The sequence below is a fragment of the Caldimonas tepidiphila genome (genome assembly GCF_003569765.1).
In the GTDB taxonomy this organism is placed as follows: Bacteria; Pseudomonadota; Gammaproteobacteria; order Burkholderiales; family Burkholderiaceae_C; genus Caldimonas; species Caldimonas tepidiphila.
This window is the reverse complement of sequence record NZ_QXMG01000011.1, coordinates 74,231-89,152: the sequence shown is the minus strand read 5'-3', so window position 1 is coordinate 89,152 and position 14,922 is coordinate 74,231. Positions and strand designations below refer to the sequence as shown.

Annotated in this window: 13 protein-coding genes; 3 read left to right on the top strand and 10 right to left on the bottom strand. The window is 71.8% G+C overall.

What is annotated here, in order from left to right; genetic code table 11:
• Positions 1–19: 19 nt before the first annotated feature.
• Complete coding sequence (locus tag D3A59_RS10175; protein WP_119154810.1) at positions 20–1,147, bottom strand: JmjC domain-containing protein; 1,128 nt, start codon at positions 1,145–1,147, stop codon at positions 20–22.
• A 65-nt stretch (positions 1,148–1,212) separates the two neighbouring features.
• Here D3A59_RS10175 and D3A59_RS10170 point away from each other — a divergent pair, with 65 nt between their 5' ends.
• Complete coding sequence (locus tag D3A59_RS10170; RefSeq protein WP_119154809.1) at positions 1,213–1,734, top strand: FKBP-type peptidyl-prolyl cis-trans isomerase; 522 nt, start codon at positions 1,213–1,215, stop codon at positions 1,732–1,734.
• A 49-nt stretch (positions 1,735–1,783) separates the two neighbouring features.
• On the opposite strand, the gene dut is transcribed toward D3A59_RS10170, so the two are convergent.
• The 4 genes from dut to D3A59_RS10150 all read right to left on the bottom strand — a co-directional run bounded on the left by dut (position 1,784) and on the right by D3A59_RS10150 (position 5,303).
• On the bottom strand, positions 1,784–2,233 hold the full coding sequence (gene dut, locus D3A59_RS10165; protein WP_119154808.1) for a dUTP diphosphatase: 450 nt from the start codon (positions 2,231–2,233) through the stop codon (positions 1,784–1,786).
• A 22-nt stretch (positions 2,234–2,255) separates the two neighbouring features.
• Complete coding sequence (coaBC, locus tag D3A59_RS10160; RefSeq protein ID WP_119154807.1) at positions 2,256–3,509, bottom strand: bifunctional phosphopantothenoylcysteine decarboxylase/phosphopantothenate--cysteine ligase CoaBC; 1,254 nt, start codon at positions 3,507–3,509, stop codon at positions 2,256–2,258.
• A 47-nt stretch (positions 3,510–3,556) separates the two neighbouring features.
• A complete protein-coding gene (locus D3A59_RS10155; protein ID WP_119154806.1) occupies positions 3,557–4,678 on the bottom strand; it encodes a transglutaminase-like domain-containing protein in 1,122 nt (373 codons plus the stop codon).
• Positions 4,679–4,739: 61 nt separating this feature from the next.
• Positions 4,740–5,303, bottom strand: a complete 564-nt coding sequence (locus D3A59_RS10150) for a TlpA family protein disulfide reductase (protein WP_157991470.1) — start codon at positions 5,301–5,303, stop codon at positions 4,740–4,742.
• A 213-nt stretch (positions 5,304–5,516) separates the two neighbouring features.
• Here D3A59_RS10150 and D3A59_RS10145 point away from each other — a divergent pair, with 213 nt between their 5' ends.
• Positions 5,517–6,626 carry a mechanosensitive ion channel family protein gene (locus D3A59_RS10145; RefSeq protein WP_119154805.1) on the top strand — a complete coding sequence of 370 codons (1,110 nt, stop codon included), beginning with the start codon at positions 5,517–5,519 and terminating at the stop codon, positions 6,624–6,626.
• 18 nt (positions 6,627–6,644) lie between these two features.
• On the opposite strand, the gene D3A59_RS10140 is transcribed toward D3A59_RS10145, so the two are convergent.
• The 3 genes from D3A59_RS10140 to alaS all read right to left on the bottom strand — a co-directional run bounded on the left by D3A59_RS10140 (position 6,645) and on the right by alaS (position 10,521).
• Positions 6,645–6,986, bottom strand: coding sequence for an HNH endonuclease signature motif containing protein (locus D3A59_RS10140; protein WP_119154804.1), 342 nt, complete (start codon positions 6,984–6,986; stop codon positions 6,645–6,647).
• 1 nt (position 6,987) lies between these two features.
• The gene (locus tag D3A59_RS10135; protein ID WP_119154803.1) at positions 6,988–7,749 is read right to left on the bottom strand and encodes an NMCC_0638 family (lipo)protein; all 762 of its coding nucleotides are present in this window, start codon (positions 7,747–7,749) and stop codon (positions 6,988–6,990) included.
• Between the two features lie 144 nt (positions 7,750–7,893).
• A complete protein-coding gene (gene alaS / locus D3A59_RS10130) occupies positions 7,894–10,521 on the bottom strand; it encodes an alanine--tRNA ligase (RefSeq protein WP_119154802.1) in 2,628 nt (875 codons plus the stop codon).
• Between the two features lie 278 nt (positions 10,522–10,799).
• Here alaS and D3A59_RS10125 point away from each other — a divergent pair, with 278 nt between their 5' ends.
• Entirely contained in the window at positions 10,800–12,278 is a 1,479-nt protein-coding gene (locus D3A59_RS10125; protein WP_119154801.1) for an NAD-dependent succinate-semialdehyde dehydrogenase, read from the top strand.
• Between the two features lie 92 nt (positions 12,279–12,370).
• Here D3A59_RS10125 and D3A59_RS10120 read toward each other — a convergent pair whose 3' ends face one another.
• Together D3A59_RS10120 and D3A59_RS10115 are read right to left on the bottom strand one after the other, a co-directional pair.
• Complete coding sequence (locus D3A59_RS10120; RefSeq protein ID WP_157991469.1) at positions 12,371–12,976, bottom strand: hypothetical protein; 606 nt, start codon at positions 12,974–12,976, stop codon at positions 12,371–12,373.
• A 369-nt stretch (positions 12,977–13,345) separates the two neighbouring features.
• Positions 13,346–14,782, bottom strand: coding sequence for a phospholipase D family protein (locus D3A59_RS10115; protein WP_119154799.1), 1,437 nt, complete (start codon positions 14,780–14,782; stop codon positions 13,346–13,348).
• Positions 14,783–14,922 lie beyond the last annotated feature (140 nt).

Genomic DNA, 14,922 nt, shown 5'->3' with positions numbered 1-14,922 from the left:
CCCTGCGCTCGAGCGGTGCTCAGTCGGCCCCACGCGGATGCAGCCAGCCGTCGTCCGCCCAGCGCGTCAGCAGCTCCCTCGCCTCCTCGCTCGCACGGGCCCAGTCGCGCGCATCGAGCGCGCGCTCGTCGGCGAGCTTGCGCATCAGCTTCGCGTCGCGGCCGCCGGCGCGCCAGGACTCGCCGTTGATGTAGACGTGACGCTCGTCGTAGAGCATGCGCGTGCGCCGGTCGAGCACCAGGCCGCCGTCGAGCGGCTGCTCCTCGCCGGGATCGAACCAGACCTGGGGCTTGGGCTCGCTCAGGTATTCGCCGAGCGCGACGTGCAGCAGCTCGCGGTCCTTCAGCAGCTGCTCGACCGCGTCGGCGGCGAAGGCCTGCAGCGCGGCCGGCACCGCGCCGGGCGTTCCGGTGGCGGGCTGCTTCGGGTCGCGGTAGATCGGCTCGTCCTCGTCGGGCTCGAGCGCCTCGAGCGTGCGCACCATCACCTCCTTGACGAGCTCGGTGCGCTGCGGCGAGCGGAAGCCCACCGAATAGGTCATGCACTCGCCCTCGGCGACGCCGTCGTGCGCCCAGCCCGGCGGCAGGTAGAGCATGTCGCCGGGCTCGAGCACCCACTCCTGCTCGGGCTCGAAGTTGGTGAGGATCTTCAGCGGCACGTCGGGCTGCAATTGCGGGTCGGCGAGCCGCCCAATGCGCCAGCGCCGGCGTCCCTGGGCCTGCAGCAGGAACACGTCGTAGGAGTCGAAGTGCGGGCCGACGCCGCCGCCGTCGCTGGCCCAGGAGATCATCAGGTCGTCGAGCCGTGCCTCCGGCACGAAGCGGAAGGGCGCGAGCAGCGCGTGCACCGCGTCGTCGTGCAGGTCCACGCCCTGCACCAGCACGGTCCAGCCGGGCTGCGAGATCTTCGGCAGGCTGCGGCGCGCAAGCGGCCCGCGCCTGAGCGTCCAGTCCTCGCCCTTGCGCACGATCAGGCGCGACTCGACCTCCTCGCGCTCGGCGAGCGCGAACAGCTCGCCGCGGTCGAGCAGCGGCTGCATGCCGGGCACCGCCTGGCGGATCAGCAGGGGTTTCTTGTGCCAGTGGCGGCGCATGAACTGCGCCGGGCTCAGGCCGCCGAGCAGCGGCAGGGCTTCATCAATGTCCATGGGGCAATTGTGCCCGCGCGGTGTCGGCCGGACGCCACGCGCGCGTGTGCGATCATCGGCGCATCATGCAAATCACGAATCCGTGCGTCGTCAGCCTGACCTGGCGACTCGAAGACGCCCAGGGCCAGTTCATCGACGAGCTGAGCGAGCCGGTGGAGTTCCTGTTCGGCGGCGAGGACCTGCTGCCCAAGGTCGAGGAGGCCCTCGAGGGCCAGGAGGCCGGCCACGAGGTGCAGTTGCACCTGGAGCCCGAGCACGCCTTCGGCGAGTACGACGCCGACCTGGTGTTCTTCGAGGAGCGCGGCCTCTTCCCCGAGGGGCTGCAGCCCGGCGTGCAGTTCGACGGCCTGCCCGAGGGCGCGACGACGCAGGGCATGCCCAACGACGCGATCTACACCGTCACCGAGGTCTACGAGAGCCACGTCGTGCTCGACGGCAACCACCCGCTCGCCGGCATCGCGCTGCGGCTGGCGATCAAGGTGCACGACGTGCGCGAGGCGCTGGAGGAGGAGATCGAGCAGGGCTCGGTCGGCCAGCCGGTGTTCACGGTGCTCAACACCGTGCCGAGCAGCCCGCACATGCACTGAGGGCCCCGCCCTCGCCTCGTCTTCCTCGTCGGCCGGGGGCTGCGCCCCTTCAGTGCTTGCCGGTCGAGCCGAAGCCGCCGGCGCCCCGCTCGGAGGCGCCGAACTCGTCCACCACGTTGAAGCGCGCCTGCACCACCGGCACGATCACGAGCTGCGCGATGCGCTCCATCGGCTGCACCGTGAACGCGGTGGCGCCGCGGTTCCAGCAGCTCACCATCAGCTGGCCCTGGTAGTCGGAGTCGATCAGGCCGACGAGGTTGCCGAGCACGATGCCGTGCTTGTGCCCGAGCCCCGAGCGCGGCAGGATCAGCGCCGCGAGGCCCGGGTCGGCGACATGGATCGCCAGGCCCGTGGGCAGCAGCTCGGTCTGGCCGGGCTGCAGCGTCAGCGGCGCGTCGAGGCAGGCGCGCAGGTCGAGCCCGGCACTGCCGGGCGTGGCGTAGGCGGGCAGCTGGTCGGCCATGCGCGGGTCCAGCACCTTCAGATCGATCGTGGTCATGCGGTCGGGAAAAGAAAAGGAATCAAGCGGTCTCGCTCGCGAGGCGGCGGGCGATCTCGCCCATCAGCCGGCGCGCGAGCGCGAGCTTGTCGGCGCGCGCGCCCTGCGAGGCGCCCTCTGGCAGCTCGGCGTGGCCGTTCGCGTCGACCAGCAGCAGCGCGTTGTCGTCGCGGCCGAAGGTGGCCGGGCCGAGGTTGCCGACCAGCAGCGGCACGCCCTTGCGCTCGCGCTTGGCGCGCGCGTGCGCGAGCAGGTCGTGGCTCTCGGCGGCGAAGCCGACGCAGAACGGCGGCCGGGGCAGCCGCGCGACGGCGGCGAGGATGTCCGGGTTCTCGGCGAAGCCGATGTCCGGGCAGCGGCCGCTGCCGTCCTTCTTGAGCTTCTGGTCGGAGGCGCTCGCCGGGCGCCAGTCGGCCACCGCGGCGGTCGCGATGAAGATCTCGTGCGCCGCGGCCCGCGGCACGACCGCGTCGTACATCTGCTGCGCGGTCTGCACGTCGATGCGCCGCACGCCGCGCGGCGTCGGCAGGTGCACGGGGCCGGCGACCAGCGTCACGTCGGCACCGGCCTCGCGCGCGGCGCGCGCCATCGCGAAGCCCATCTTGCCGCTGGAGTGGTTGGTGATGCCGCGCACCGGATCGATCGGCTCGAAGGTCGGCCCGGCGGTGATCAGCACCGTCTTGCCGGCCAGCACCTTGGGCTGGAAGAAGGCGACCAGCTCGTCGAGCAGCTCCTCGGGCTCGAGCATGCGGCCGTCGCCGGTCTCGCCGCAGGCCTGCTCGCCGCTGCCGACGCCGAGCACGCGCGCGCCGTCGGCAGCGACCTGCGCGACGTTGCGCTGCGTGGCCGGGTGCGCCCACATCTCGCGGTTCATCGCCGGCGCCAGCAGCAGCGGGCACAGCCCCGGCGGGCGCGCGAGGCACAGCAGGCTCAGCAGGTCGTCGGCGCGTCCCTGCGCGAGCCGCGCGATGAAGTCCGCGCTCGCCGGTGCGACGAGCAGCGCGTCGGCCTCGCGCGACAGGTTGATGTGCGCCATGTTGTTCGGCGCGCGCGCGTCCCAGGTCGAGAGGAAGACCTCGCGGTTCGACAGCGCCTGCATCGTCACCGGCGTGATGAACTGCGCCGCGCCCTCGGTCATCACCACCTGCACGTCGGCACCGGCCTTCACCAGCAGGCGCAGCAGCTCGGCCGACTTGTAGCAGGCGATGCCGCCCGAGAGGCCCAGCACCAGGCGGCGCCCGGCGAGCGCGCGGCGGGAGTCGTTGTCTGTGTTCATGGCCGGCACTGTAACCGCCTCACGCCGCGCTGCGCGCCGGCCGGGGCTCAGGCGATCTCGCGCGCCGAGATCGTGTAGTGGAAGCGGTCCGGGTCGAGCGGGTCGTAGCGGCCCTGCGGGTTCTCGGCCTGCGGGTACATCAGGAAGCCGAGCCGCTCGCCACTGGAGCCGGGCAGCGCGATGTCGTGCGCGGTGTTGTAGGCGAGCCAGTTGCCCTCCCAGCCTCCGAACAGGCCGCGGCGCACCGGCACGACGAGCGGATGGTCGGGGTCCTTGATCCATTCCGCGCTCTCCGCGCGCATCACCTTGCCGACGTCGGCCGGGTCCATCGCGACCCAGCCGTGGCCCCGGAGGTGCACCTCGGCGCGGCAGTGCTGCGCGCCGGTGAGGCGCTCGGAGTCGCTGCCGAGCTGCTTGTAGCCGAAGGCCGAGGGCGCGAGCCGGATGCCGTAGACGTCGCGCGCCGGCACGTCGACCGCGCGGCACAGGCCGACGAACAGCGCGTTGATGTCGCCGCACTTGCCGCCGAGGTTGCCGGTCTCGAGCATCGCCTTGATGTCGCCGGTGCCGCAGCCGCGCACCGTCGGCTCGCGGTGGGTGTTGACGACGATCCAGTCGTAGATGCGCTGCACGCGCTCGCGGTCGCCGCGCGCGCCGCGCGTGATCTCGAGCGCGGTCTCGCGCACGATGCCGTCGGTCGGGATCAGCTCGGTGGGCTGCTTCCAGAACTCCAGCACGCCGGGGTCGGCCGGCGGCGCGCCGGGCGACGACCAGTCGGTGGCGCGGTCGCGGGTGCGCACGCGGCTCGTGAGCTCGATCACCGGCAGCGGCGTGCCGGGCACGAAATCGGCCGCCAGCATGCGCGCGCCGTAGCGGGCGTCGGCCGTCACGCGGGCCTGCGCGGCATTGCCGCGCCAGCCGCTCTCGAGCGACTGCTGCCAGTCGGTGTCGAGCGAGGGCAGCGGCAGCCACACGCGCGTGGCGAGCTCCGGCTCGGAGATCTCGATGCGGGTGACGAGCTCGAAGGTGCGCCAGGCGCCGGGCCGCGGTGCGAAGCGTGCCGGCGTGGCGGAGGCCTTTGCGGCTGCGAGGCGGGGGACGGAGACTGCAGCCAGGCCGGCTGCGCCGAGTTTCAGGAGCGTGCGACGTGCGAAACGGGGGGAGTTCATCGGAGACCTCGGGAAAACGGGGGGCCGCCGGCGCCAGTGCCTTCGACGGAAAAACCCGCAATTATCGGTGCGGCTTGCCCGACAGCCAGGGTTCGAGCAGGCGCTGCGCCTCATCGCCGTCCCAGTCGAGCTCGCCGACCACGGTGAAGCGCGGCCGCCCCTGGGCGTCCACCAGCACCGTGCTCGGCAGCACGCGTGGCGTCCAGGCGCGCATCGCGGCGCCGTCGCTGTCGAGCAGCTGAGGGAAGTCGGTGCCCACCTGCTGCAGGAAGGCGCGCACGCGCTCGGGCGACTCGCGGAAGTTGACGCCCCGGACCTCCAGCCGGCCGGCATGGCCCTGCGCCAGCCGTTGCAACGAGGGCATCTCGGCCACGCAGGGCTCGCACCAGCTCGCCCAGAAGTTCAGCAGCACGGCCTGGCCGCGCGCATCGGCGAGCGACCAGCGCCCGCCCTCGAGCACGGGCAGCGACAGCGGCGGCACGGCTTGGCCGGCGGGCCAGGGCCGCACCCGGTGGCGCGGCTGAGCGGCGCGGCCCGGCAGCCACGCCAGCGTGGCGGCAGCCGTTACGGCCTGCAGCAGGCGACGGCGCGGCAGGCCGCGGTTCGGGGGCGGGGAAGCTTTCATGTCGGGGAGGAAAAAGGACGGGCTGCGGCCGACAGGAGCCGGTCCCGGCAGAACGACTGCGGGCAGGAGGCGCATTATCCGTCGTGCGTTCGGGCGCTGCCGGCCTCCGGCCAAGTCCCCTTCCCCCGCGTGCGGCCGGCGCACACCCCAGGCCGTCCGCGGGCACCGCCCCGCCCCTAACATGCACCGCTCATCACACCGTCCGGGAGGAAGATGGCGTCGCTCGACTGGTTGCCCGAAGGCTTGAGGGAATGGCTGCCGCTGCTCGGCACGGCGCTGGTGGCGGTGCTCGTGGCGCATCTGGCGTTCCGCATCGGCCAGCGCATCGTGCTGCACGCACTGCGCCGCTCCGAGTTCGCGCTGACGGTGGCGCGCGAGATCCGCCCGCCGGCACGGCTGCTGCTGCCGCTGGTGGCGCTGAACCTGGTGTGGCACGGTGCGCCGGCGGACGTCAACGGCCTCTCGCTCGTGCAGCACTACACCGGCATCCTGCTGATCGCGGCGCTGGCCTGGCTCGCGCTCAAGATCCTGGCCGGCATCGAGCGCGCGATCGTGCAGGCCCATCCCGCGACGGTGGCCGACAACCTGCAGGCGCGCCGCATCCACACGCAGGCGCGCGCGCTCGCCAAGACGCTGGAGGCGCTGGTGCTGATCGTCGCCGGCGCGATGATCCTGATGACCTTCCCCGGCGTGCGCCAGATCGGCGCGAGCCTGCTGGCCTCGGCCGGCCTCGTCGGCATCGTCGCCGGCTTCGCCGCGCGCCCGGTGCTCGGCAACATGATCGCGGGGCTGCAGATCGGGCTGACGCAGCCGATCCGCCTCGACGACGTCGTGATCGTGCAGGGCGAATGGGGCGTCATCGAGGAGATCACCGGCGCCTACGTGGTGGTGAAGATCTGGGACCAGCGCCGCCTGGTCGTGCCGCTGCAGTGGTGGATCGAGAACCCGTTCCAGAACTGGACCCGCTCCACCTCCGAGCTGATCGGCACCGTGTTCCTGTGGGTCGACTACCGCATGCCGCTCGCGCCGCTGCGCGAGCAGCTGCAACTCGCCTGCGAGGCCTCGAAGGACTGGGACGGGCGGCTCGCGCTGCTGCAGGTCTTCGAGGCCGGCGAGCGCTGCATGCAGCTGCGCGCGCTCGTCACCGCGGCCGACGCGGGCCGAGCCTGGGACCTGCGCTGCCACGTGCGCGAATGGCTGATCGACTACATCCAGCGCGAGCATCCCGACTGCCTGCCGCGGCTGCGCGCCGAGCTCGAAGGCGAGAAGGCCGGGCCCGGGCCCGCTGCCGCTGCCCCGCGGCATCCCGGCGAGCCGGGCTGAGGAGCCGAGGGGCCGGCTTCAGCGCCGCCGCCTCGGACGCACGGAACGGTCGTAGTACTCCGGCGGCTTGCCGGCCACCCAGCGCACGAAGGCGGCGATCTCGGGGTGGGCGCGCAACGCCTCCCAGGTGTGGAACTCGCGCGCCAGCTCCTTCTCGCTGAAGGTCGCGTGGATCTTGCGGTGGCAGATGCGGTGCACCAGTACCTTGTCGCGCCCGCCCTCGCTGACCGGCACGAGGTGGTGCTCGTCGGCGCTCGGGCCCGGCACGATCGGGCGGCCGCACAGCGGGCAGACCGGCGGCCCGGCCTTCGCCGCGGGGCCGAAGGGCTCGGCGCCGCGCACGGCGCGCCGCGCCACCATCTCAGCGGGCGACCGGCGTGATCGTCTCGGCCGGGCGCGTGCCCTCGACCGGCATGCTGCTCGCCCGGGCGGGCTGCAGCGGCGCCAGGTGCAGGGCCTGCGCCGCGGGGGATTCGGTCAGCGTGGTGACGGCGCCGAGCCGGTAGTCGCGGCTGCCGGGCACGGCGCGGAAGCGGTACTCCAGCTGGCGCCGCCAGGCGCCGGCCCGCTCGAGCGTGCGGTCGGTCTCGCGCCGCAGCTGCGCGCCGCGTGCGCCCATCGACTCGAGCGCCTTCACGAAGGCGTCCTGGGTGCTCGTGCCCGCGGCGCGCTCGGCCCAGACGGTGCAGGTGTTGTCCTGCGTGACGGCCAGCAGCACGCGGGTGGCGGCCTCCGGCGTCGCGAACACGACGCCCGGGCGACCGCCGAGCAGCGCGTGACCGTCGCTGCCGTCGCGCCCCTCGGGGTCGAGCGGCTCGAAGCCGTGGTTCAGCGCCCAGTCGATCGCGGGACCCACCTCGCCCCCCTGATCCACGCAGGCCTCGACGAAGGCGCGCACCACCTGCTCGCCGGCCGTCATCTTCACCGGCGGGCGCTGTTCTGCCGCAGATTCCGCCGGGAGGTCCCCGCCTGCGGGCGCGGCCTCCGTCCCCGCCGCCGCCGGCGGGACGGCGGACGGCAGCCCCTGGGCGGCGACGGCACTGCCCGCCAGCGTCCCGGCCAGCAGCAGGCCGGCGAGCGCATGCCGCCGCAGCGGCAGATCGAAGTGGAACCACGGTTTCATCGGCACTCCCCTGCTACCTCGGAGCGTCGGCCCGGCGGGACGCGGCGGCCGCGGAACCCGCGGCTCCGCTGCGCCCAGGCCGGGCAAGTTTCGCACCCGCTTGGGCAAATCGCGATCAAGCGGTCTCGGGCGTGAGGGGCGGCGTCAGACGCGCTCGGCGACCCAGCCCTGCACCGCGGCGAGCGCCGCAGGCAGCTTGGCCGGCTCGGTGCCGCCGGCCATCGCCATGTCGGGCTTGCCGCCGCCCTTGCCGCCGACCTGCTGCGCGACGAAGTTGACCAGCTCGCCGGCCTTGACCTTGCCCGTGCTGTCGGCAGTGACGCCCGCGGCGAGCTGCACCTTGCCGCCGTCCACCGCGGCGAGCACGATCGCGGCGCTCTTGAGCTTGTTCTTGAGCTGGTCCATGGTCTCGCGCAGCGTCCTGGCGTCGGCGCCCTCGAGCGTCGCGGCGAGCACCTTGATGCCGTTCACGTCCACCGCCTTCGCGAGCAGCTCGTCACCCTGCGCGGACGCGAGCCTGCCCTTGACGGCGGCGAGCTCCTTCTCGAGCGCGCGGACCTGGTCCAGCACGCCGGCAATGCGCGAGGGCAGCTCGGCGGGCGCCGCCTTGAGCGTGCCCGCGGCGCTGGCGACCGTGGCCTCCAGGCCCTGCAGATAGGCCAGCGCGTTGTCGCCGGTGACCGCCTCGACGCGGCGGATGCCGGCCGCGACGCCGCCCTCGGCGACGATCTTGAACAGGCCGATGTCGCCGGTGCGCTGCACGTGCGTGCCGCCGCAGAGCTCCTTGCTGGAGCCGATCGTCAGCACGCGCACCGTCTCGCCGTACTTCTCGCCGAACAGCATCATCGCGCCGGACTTCTGCGCATCGTCGAGCGCCATCACCGCGGCCTGCGCCGGCGCGTTGGCGAGGATCTCGGCGTTCACCAGCGCCTCGACCTTGCGGATCTCCTCCGCGGTCATCGGCGCGTTGTGCGCGAAGTCGAAACGGGTGCGCTCGGGCGTGACCAGCGAGCCCTTCTGCTGCACGTGCGCGCCCAGCACCTCGCGCAGCGCCTTGTGCATCAGGTGGGTCGCGCTGTGGTTGCGCACCGTGCGGGCGCGCTTCTCGGCGTCCACGCGGGCGTCGAACACGTCGCCGACCCGGACCTCGCCCTCGACGACGCGGCCGTGGTGGCCGAACACGTCGGCCTGGATCTTCACGGTGTCCTCGACCTCCACGCGCGTCGTCGCGTTGCGCAGCTCGCCGGTGTCGCCCACCTGACCGCCGCTCTCGGCATAGAACGGGGTGTGGTCGAGCACGATCACCGCGTCGTCGCCGGCCTTGGCCGATTCAGCCTGCACGCCGTCGACGTAGACCGCGACCACGGTCGCGGTGTCGTGCAGCAGCTTTTCATAGCCATGGAAGGTGGTCGCCGTGCCGGAATACTCCAGCCCCTGCGCCATCTTGAACTTGCCCGCGGCGCGCGCCTGCTCGCGCTGGCGGTTCATCGCGGTCTGGAAGCCGGCCTCGTCCACCGTCACGCCGCGCTCGCGGCAGACGTCGGCCGTGAGGTCCAGCGGGAAGCCGTAGGTGTCGTGCAGCTTGAAGGCGGTCTCGCCGTCGATCACGCCGGAGCCGCTGGAGAGCGCCGCTTCCAGGATCTGCATGCCGTTGTCGATGGTCTGGAAGAAACGCTCCTCTTCCTGCTTGAGCACCTCGGTGACGCGCGATTCGTTGGCGCGCAGCTCGGGATAGGCCTCGCCCATCTCCCGGACGAGCGCCGCCACCAGCTTGTGGAAGAACGGGGTGCGCGCGCCGAGCTTGTAGCCGTGACGGATCGCGCGGCGGGTGATGCGGCGCAGCACGTAGCCGCGTCCGGCGTTGCCGGGGATCACGCCGTCGGCGACCGTGAAGGCGCAGGCGCGGATGTGGTCGGCGATCACCTTCAGCGAGGGCGAGTCCTTGTCGCAGTCGCCGGCACCGGCTGCATCGACCGCCGACTTCGCCGCGGCCAGCAGGTTCACGAACAGGTCGATCTCGTAGTTCGAGTGCACGTGCTGCAGCACCGCCGCGATGCGCTCCAGGCCCATGCCGGTGTCCACGCTCGGCTTCGGGAGCTTGTGCATCACGCCCGCCTCGTCGCGGTTGAACTGCATGAAGACGTTGTTCCAGATCTCGATGTAGCGGTCGCCGTCCTCGTCGGGGCTGCCCGGGGGGCCGCCGGCGACCTCGGGGCCGTGGTCGTAGAAGATCTCGGTGCAGGGGCCGCAGGGGCCGGTGTCGCCCATCATCCAGAAGTTGTCCGAGGCGTAGCGCGCGCCCTTGTTGTCGCCGATGCGCACGATGCGCTCGGCGGGCACGCCCACCACCTTGTTCCAGATCTCGTAGGCCTCGTCGTCCTCGGCGTAGACCGTGACCCAGAGCTTCTCTTCCGGCAGCTTGAAGACCTTGGTCAGCAGCTCCCACGCGTACTGGATCGCGTCGTGCTTGAAGTAGTCCCCGAAGCTGAAGTTGCCCAGCATCTCGAAGAAGGTGTGGTGGCGCGCGGTGTAGCCGACGTTGTCGAGGTCGTTGTGCTTGCCGCCGGCGCGAATGCACTTCTGCGAGGTCGTCGCGCGGCTGTAGGGCCGCTTGTCGAAGCCGAGGAACACGTCCTTGAACTGGTTCATCCCCGCGTTGGTGAAGAGCAGCGTCGGGTCGTCGCCCGGCACCACCGGGCTCGAGGCCACGATCTGGTGGCCCTTGGACTCGAAGAACTTCAGGAACTGGGAACGGATTTCGGAGGCTTTCATGCGGAACCTGCTCTGAGGACGAGGGCAACGGAGGATGGCGGGCGGGAAGCGGCCGCAGCGGGCTCGGCTGCGTGTGGCGCCCGCGCCGGGCTGCGGACGGCGATTCCCTGCGGGAAACGCGGCCGGCGCATGGCGGGCGCCATCGCTCGGTTGAATCGGCGAATCTTAGCCGATCCGCCCCTGTCGCCCGGGGCTCCGCCTCGCGCGGGCGCGCAGCGCGCAGTAGAGTGCCCCCTTGCCCTGCCCCGCTGCGGGCGGCCCCTCCTGGAGACACCGAGATGGACATGAAGACCTCGCCGCTGGCCGCACTGGCCGATGCCGGCCTGCTGAAGACCGATGCGCTGATCGACGGCCGCTGGGTCGCCGGCGCTGTGCGCTTCGACGTGCACGACCCCGCCACGGGACAGAAACTCGCCGACGTCGCCAACCTGGGCGCGGCCGAGACCGGGGCGGCAATCGCCGCCGCGAACGCCGCCTGGCCTGCGTGGCGCGAGAAGACCGCCAAGGAGCGCGCCGCGATCCTGATGAAGTGGTTCCAGCTGCTGCACCAGCACGCCGAGGACCTCGCGCGCATCATGACCGCCGAGCAAGGGAAGCCGCTCGCCGAGGCCCGGGGCGAGGTCACCTACGGCGCGAGCTTCGTCGAGTGGTTCGCGGAAGAGGCCAAGCGCGTCGCGGGCGAGACGGTCGAGACCACCGACCCCGGCAAGCGCTACCTGGTGCTACGCCAGCCGATCGGCGTGTGCGCGGCGATCACACCGTGGAACTTCCCGATCGCGATGATCACGCGCAAGGTGGCGCCGGCGCTGGCGGCCGGCTGCCCGGTGGTGATCAAGCCGGCCGAGCAGACGCCGCTCTCCGCGCTGGCCTGCGCCGAGCTCGCGCAGCGCGCGGGCATGCCCCCCGGCGTGCTCAACGTCGTCACCGCCGACTCGGCCAACTCGATCGAGGTCGGCAAGGTCCTGTGCGACAGCGACGTGGTGCGCCACCTCTCCTTCACCGGCTCCACCGAGGTCGGCCGCATCCTGATGAAGCAGTGCGCGCCGACGATCAAGAAGCTCTCGCTCGAACTCGGCGGCAACGCGCCCTTCATCGTCTTCGACGACGCGGACATCGACAGCGCGGTCGAGGGCGCGATGGCGAGCAAGTACCGCAACGCCGGCCAGACCTGCGTCTGCGCCAACCGGATCTACGTGCAGGAGGGCGTGTACGACGCCTTCGTCGCGAAGCTCGCCGAGAAGGCGCGCGGCCTGAAGGTCGGCAACGGCTTCGAGCCGGGCGTGAGCCTCGGGCCGCTGATCGACGACGCGGCGCTGGAGAAGGTCGAGCGCCACGTGGCCGACGCGCTCGCCAAGGGCGCGTCGGTCGTCTCCGGCGGCAAGCGCCTGGGCGAACGCTTCTACGAGCCCACTGTGCTCGCTGGCGCGACCCCCGAGATGCTGTGCGCGCGCGAGGAGACCTTCGGGCCGGTCGCGCCGGTGTTCCGCTTCCGCACCGAGCAGGAGGCGATCGAGCTCGCCAACGCGACCGAGTTCGGGCTCGCCAGCTACTTCTACAGCCGCGACATCGGCCGCATCTTCCGCGTCGGCGAGGCGCTCGAGTACGGCATGGTCGGCATCAACACCGGCATCATCTCGACCGCCGAGGTGCCCTTCGGCGGCGTGAAGCAGTCGGGGCTCGGCCGCGAGGGCTCGCGCCATGGCATCGAGGAATATGTCGAGATGAAATACCTCTGCCTGGGCGACATCCTGAAATGAGGGAAGTACCGCCCCGCGGGAAACCGGTCAGCGCCTGAACCGAGGACCGGCTCGAATCACGGACGGGGCCGCGGGAAAATCGCCTGCCGGGCTCAGAAGGAATAGGAGGTCTGGAGCGTCAGGATGCTGCTGTCCCGCCCGGTGGTCCTGTTCTGCCTGTACACGTAGGTTGCATTGAGGCCGATGCCGTTTCTCGGCTTCAGTGCAAATGCGGCGCCCAGCAGCGGCGTCCATTCGCGGGGCCCCTCCCATTTCATGTGCTTGTACGCCACCCCGGTGCTGGCGCCGACGAGCATGCGCACGCCCGCAATGGATGCCACCTCCCGCAGCAGGGCGGCCTGCATGAACAGCGCCGGCTGATCGAAGCTGTCGTTCATCACGCTGACACTCAGCCGGCGCTCCCAGTAGAGCGAAGCGGCGAGCGGCGCCCGCTGCTCGATGCCGAGTCCCGAGTGCGCCTCGTTGTAGGGGCGCTTGGCATGGGTGCGCTGCTGGTGGTAGCTCAGCGCCGGCCCGAGCAGCGCGTAATCCGCCCGTCCCTCGACGGCCGACAGCGCGGAGATGCTCCGCTCCAGGGCGGAACTCCCCTGCTCGCTGGCGCCGGCCCAGCCACAGCATGCGACCAGCGCGAGGGCGGCCAGCGTTTTCGAGGGCAACTGAATATTTGTCATCTGTGGTTTACAGAAATATTTACGCATTCCCGCCCTCATTACTTCCTATCCGCTGCCGCGGATTCTTGAATGCCAAGTGTCATTTCATTGTGCATAGGCGACCTTTCGAGACAAGCGATAACAGCTGTGACGCGCCCTCCATTCAAGGGCACGCATTTGCAGGCGTTTGTTTCGGGGATTCAGGCACTCGATTCCGCCCTGTCATTTCGGAATTCCGAGGCAGCGGTCGGCCTGCCGTCCAGCGCGCAGGCGGCGGCGGATCAGGATGGGCGGGGCGTGATCGGGGCGGCTGCGCCGCTCTTCAAGGGGTGCCGGCGGGAGCTCGGGGCGTTGCCGGGGCGGGGAGCGCTCGGACGCGGGGATCGGGCGTGGAACCGCCTGACAACAGCCGGGCTTTCAGAGCAGTTCCTCGGGAGCGAGCGGCGCCATCAGCGGCACGCTCCAGCGCAGCCACCAGGGAGCATCCGGCTCGCGGCGGTGGACCTGCGGAGTCCCGGCCGGGCTCTCGCCGTGCCACTGCAGCCTGCCGTCCGCGCCGAGGCGCAGCCGGTAGCTGCTGTGCTCGGTGACCTCCTCGAAGAGCTCGAGCAACTGCGCGGCGATCTCGCGACTGCGGAACACCAGGCCGATCTCGGTGTTCAGCCGTGCCGAGCGCGGGTCCATGTTCATCGAGCCGACCAGCACGGTGCGCCCGTCCACCACCATCGCCTTGAGATGCAGGCTCGCGCGCGAGGAGCCGAAGGACTGCAGGCGGCCGCGCCGCACGGCGCCGAGGCGCGGCTCGAGCTCGTGCAGCTCGACGCCCTCGCGCAGCAGGGCCTCGCGGTAGCGGCGATAGCCGACATGCACCACAGGCGCATCGGTGGTGGCCAGGGAATTGGTCAGCACGCGCACCCGCACGCCGCGCGAGCGCAGCTCGCGCAGCAGCGCCACGCCCCGCTCCCCCGGCACGTAGTACGGCGAGACGATCACCAGCTCGCGCTGCGCCGAGCGCATCAGTCCGTTCACGCCGTCGGCGACCGTCTCCTCGAGGTTCCAGTTCGCGTCGCTGGCGATCTTCGACGGCAGGTCCGCGAGCAGCGTCGCCGGCACCCAGACCAGCGCGAGGCGGCGCTGCGCGATCTCGCGCGCCAGCGTGCCGCTGCCCACGGGCGGCCGCGGGCGGGGCGCAGCGATCAGCGAGGGCCGCTCGTCGGCCGGCGGCAGCCCGGCCGCGAGCGACTCCACCGGATAGGCGAGCGCATGGTTCCAGAACCGGTCGAAGGAAGCGGAGAGCTCGCGCACGATGGTGCCGGCGGCGACGACGTCGAGGTCGAGGAAATTGCTCGTCGGGCTCTGCACGAAGTAGGGGTCGCCGAGGTTGCGGCCCCCGGTGATCGCGAGCGCGTTGTCGGCCACCAGCATCTTGCTGTGCATGCGCTGGTTGATGCGCGCGATGTCGGTGAGCGACGCGATGAGGCGCGTCGCGAGCGACAGGCGCCCGGCCGGAAAGGGATTGAACAGCCGCACGTCGATGCGCGGGTGCGCGGCCAGCTCGAGCAGGTTGTGGTCCTCGCCCGCGGTGTGGATGTCGTCGAGCAGCACCCGCACGCGCACGCCGCGCTCGGCCGCGGCATGCACCCGCGACAGCACTGCGCGCGTCGAGTTGTCGTTGTGCAGCAGGTAGTACTGCAGGTCGAGCGTTCGCTCCGCCGCATCGACGAGCGCGATCAGCGAGCCGAGCGCCTCCTCGCCCGAGACCAGCAGCCGGAAGCCCGACAGGCGCGGGTGCGGGGCCTGGGCCGCCACGAGCCGCCCGAGCGCGGTGTCCTGCGGCCGGGCCAGCGCCTGCATGGGCGCGCGCTCCGGAAGGGGCGGGAGCCCCGCACAGCCGCCGAGCGCGAGCGCCAAGCCGAGCACCAGGCTGGCCGGCAGCCGCGATGGCCACCGGGCTCCGGCCCCCCCGGCCCGGACGCACGACAGGAGCAGGCGAG

Excerpts from the sequence above, each read along its gene's own strand:
- D3A59_RS10145 (WP_119154805.1), top strand. The coding sequence starts at position 5,517 with ATGGCGTCGCTCGACTGGTTGCCCGAAGGCTTGAGGGAATGGCTGCCG.
- D3A59_RS10175 (WP_119154810.1), bottom strand. The coding sequence starts at position 1,147 with ATGGACATTGATGAAGCCCTGCCGCTGCTCGGCGGCCTGAGCCCGGCG.
- coaBC (WP_119154807.1), bottom strand. The coding sequence starts at position 3,509 with ATGAACACAGACAACGACTCCCGCCGCGCGCTCGCCGGGCGCCGCCTG.
- D3A59_RS10135 (WP_119154803.1), bottom strand. The coding sequence starts at position 7,749 with ATGAAACCGTGGTTCCACTTCGATCTGCCGCTGCGGCGGCATGCGCTC.
- alaS (WP_119154802.1), bottom strand. The coding sequence starts at position 10,521 with ATGAAAGCCTCCGAAATCCGTTCCCAGTTCCTGAAGTTCTTCGAGTCC.
- D3A59_RS10150 (WP_157991470.1), bottom strand. The coding sequence starts at position 5,303 with ATGAAAGCTTCCCCGCCCCCGAACCGCGGCCTGCCGCGCCGTCGCCTG.
- D3A59_RS10115 (WP_119154799.1), bottom strand. The coding sequence starts at position 14,782 with ATGCAGGCGCTGGCCCGGCCGCAGGACACCGCGCTCGGGCGGCTCGTG.
- dut (WP_119154808.1), bottom strand. The coding sequence starts at position 2,233 with ATGACCACGATCGATCTGAAGGTGCTGGACCCGCGCATGGCCGACCAG.
- D3A59_RS10170 (WP_119154809.1), top strand. The coding sequence starts at position 1,213 with ATGCAAATCACGAATCCGTGCGTCGTCAGCCTGACCTGGCGACTCGAA.
- D3A59_RS10155 (WP_119154806.1), bottom strand. The coding sequence starts at position 4,678 with ATGAACTCCCCCCGTTTCGCACGTCGCACGCTCCTGAAACTCGGCGCA.
- D3A59_RS10120 (WP_157991469.1), bottom strand. The coding sequence starts at position 12,976 with ATGCGTAAATATTTCTGTAAACCACAGATGACAAATATTCAGTTGCCC.
- D3A59_RS10140 (WP_119154804.1), bottom strand. The coding sequence starts at position 6,986 with ATGGTGGCGCGGCGCGCCGTGCGCGGCGCCGAGCCCTTCGGCCCCGCG.
- D3A59_RS10125 (WP_119154801.1), top strand. The coding sequence starts at position 10,800 with ATGGACATGAAGACCTCGCCGCTGGCCGCACTGGCCGATGCCGGCCTG.